Source organism: Streptomyces phyllanthi (assembly GCF_009377205.1).
Lineage (GTDB): Bacteria > Actinomycetota > Actinomycetes > Streptomycetales > Streptomycetaceae > Streptomyces > Streptomyces phyllanthi.
This window is the reverse complement of the sequence record NZ_VJZE01000916.1, coordinates 1-1,283: the sequence shown is the minus strand read 5'-3', so window position 1 is coordinate 1,283 and position 1,283 is coordinate 1. Positions and strand designations below refer to the sequence as shown.

General features: G+C 69.7%; 2 protein-coding genes. Both read right to left on the bottom strand.

Annotated elements, in window-relative coordinates; all coding sequences use genetic code 11:
- Positions 1 to 408 (bottom strand): GTP-binding protein (locus FNH04_RS46105; protein ID WP_194237067.1); only part of this gene is annotated, 408 nt, incomplete at its 3' end.
- Between the two features lie 2 nt (positions 409 to 410).
- The coding region (gene cysD, locus FNH04_RS46100) for a sulfate adenylyltransferase subunit CysD (protein ID WP_152792165.1) at positions 411 to 1,283 on the bottom strand (873 nt) is incomplete at its 5' end.

The following is a 1,283-nucleotide window of genomic DNA, read 5'->3' as shown; positions in this document are numbered from 1 at the left end:
GACGACGCCGTTGCGGGCGTCGACGAGGATCACGGTGAGCTCGGCGGTGGAGGCGCCGGTGACCATGTTGCGGGTGTACTGCACGTGGCCGGGTGTGTCGGCGAGGATGAACCGGCGGCGGGGTGTGGCGAAGTAGCGGTAGGCCACGTCGATGGTGATGCCCTGCTCGCGCTCGGCACGCAGACCGTCCGTCAGCAGCGCCAGGTCGGGGGTGTCCTGCCCGCGGTTGCGTGAGGCGTGCTCGACGGCCTCCAGCTGGTCGGCGAGGACCGACTTGGAGTCGTGCAGCAGCCGTCCGACGAGCGTGGACTTGCCGTCGTCGACCGACCCGGCGGTCGCGAACCGCAGCGTGTCGATGGCGGTACCGATCGGCTCGGCCTCGCCGTGCGCACTGATCGTGCTGGTCATGGCTAGAAGTACCCCTCGCGCTTGCGGTCTTCCATCGCGGCCTCGGAGAGTTTGTCGTCGGCGCGGGTGGCGCCCCGCTCGGTGAGGCGGGAGGCGGCGATCTCGGCGATCACGGTGTCCAGGGTGGTCGCGTCGGAGTCGACGGCGCCGGTGCAGGACATGTCGCCCACGGTCCGGTAGCGCACCTGTCGCTTCTCGACACTCTCGCCGTCCTTGGGTCCGCCCCACTCGCCGGCGGTGAGCCACATGCCGGCCCGCTGGAAGACCTCGCGCTCGTGTGCGAAGTAGATCTGGGGCAGTTCGATGCCCTCGCGGGCGATGTACTGCCACACGTCCAGTTCGGTCCAGTTCGACAGCGGGAAGACGCGTACGTGTTCGCCGGGTGCGTGGCGGCCGTTGTAGAGCTGCCACAGTTCCGGGCGCTGGCGGCGTGGGTCCCACTGGGAGAACTCGTCGCGCAGGGAGAACACCCGTTCCTTGGCGCGGGCCTTCTCCTCGTCGCGGCGGCCGCCGCCGAAGACGGCGTCGAACCGCTCGGACTGGATCTTCTCCGTCAGCGGCACGGTCTGCAGGGGGTTGCGGGTGCCGTCGGGGCGTTCGCGCAGGACGCCGCGGTCGATGTAGTCCTGTACGGAGGCGATGTGCAGGCGCAGGCTGTGCCGGGCGACGGTGCGGTCGCGGTAGTCGATGACCTCGGGGAAGTTGTGTCCGGTGTCGACGTGGAGCAGGGAGAAGGGGATGGCGGCGGGGGCGAAGGCCTTCAGCGCCAGGTGGAGCATGACGATGGAGTCCTTGCCGCCGGAGAAGAGGATCACCGGCCGTTCGAACTCGCCCGCCACCTCGCGGAAGATGTGCACCGCCTCCGACTCCAGCGC